The following is a 1,017-nucleotide window of genomic DNA, read 5'->3' as shown; positions in this document are numbered from 1 at the left end:
CTTCGTCGGCCGGCTCGGAACGTACCGCTACCTCGACATGGACGTCACCATCCGCGAGGCGCTCGACACGGCGGGCGCGGTGCTCGAGAGGATGGCGGCGGGGCGGCCGCCGCCGGCCTTCGTGCAGGCGCCGATCTGAGGATAGGGGCGGGCCGGGGGTGCCGGGCTGAAGCCCGGCCTACGGCGTGCTCTGCCCGGCCGCGGGCCGGGCGGAGCACCCCGTAGGCCGGGCTTCAGCCCGGCACCCCCGGCCCGCCCCTTACCTCAGATCGGCGCCTGCACGAAGGCCGGCGGCGGCCGCCCCGCCGCCATCCCCTCGAGCACCGCGCCCGCCGTGTCGAGCGCCTCGCGGATGGTGACGTCCATGTCGAGGTAGCGGTACGTTCCGAGCCGGCCGACGAAGGTCACCCCTTCCGCCGCCTGCCCCCGCGCCACGTACTCCGCCAGCAGCGCCTTCTCCGCCACCAGCCGGATCGGGTAGTAGGGCACGTCCTCGGGCGCGCAGGCGCGGGAATATTCGCGGTAGAGCACCGTCCCCTCGTGGCTCTCCCACGGCGAGAAGTGCTTGTGCTCGGTGATCCGCGTCCAGGGCACGTCGGCATCGCCGTAATTCATCACCGCGCAGCCCTGCCAGTCGCCCCGGTCGGTGAAGCGCTCGAAATCGAGCGTCCGGTAACCGAGCCGGCCGAGATCGTAGCCGAACCAGCCATCGAGCGGCCCCGACCAGAACACGTGGTCGTAACGCCCCGCCATCTCCGGCGCGAAGGGGGTCTCGAGATGCACGTCGATGCCGGAATGGTCGAGGATCGCCTCGATCATCGCGGTGTAGCCCTGCTCGGGCATCCCCTGGAAGCGGTGGAAGAAGTAGTTGTCGTCGTAGTTGAACCGCACCGGCAGCCGCTTGAGGATGCTGGCGGGCAGCTCGGTGGGCGAGCAGCCCCACTGCTTCTCGGTGTAGCCCTTGAAGAAGGCCTCGTAGAGATCGGGCCCCACGAAGCGCAGCGCCTGCTCCTCGAA

At 70.7% G+C, this 1,017-nt stretch carries 1 protein-coding gene and 1 pseudogene; one reads left to right on the top strand and one right to left on the bottom strand.

All coding sequences use genetic code 11. The annotated features are described in order from the left end of the window. A pseudogene (locus OG2516_RS20110) lies at positions 1-139 on the top strand (UDP-galactopyranose mutase); the annotation flags it as partial. A gap of 125 nt (positions 140-264) precedes the next feature. On the opposite strand, the gene OG2516_RS18555 reads toward OG2516_RS20110, so the two are convergent. Beyond that, positions 265-1,017 (bottom strand): UDP-galactopyranose mutase (locus OG2516_RS18555; protein ID WP_007257316.1); only part of this gene is annotated, 753 nt, incomplete at its 5' end.

The organism is Oceanicola granulosus HTCC2516, assembly GCF_000153305.1.
Lineage (GTDB): Bacteria > Pseudomonadota > Alphaproteobacteria > Rhodobacterales > Rhodobacteraceae > Oceanicola > Oceanicola granulosus.
The sequence above is the reverse complement of the archived record's forward strand: the minus strand, read 5'-3'. Positions and strand labels throughout refer to the sequence as shown.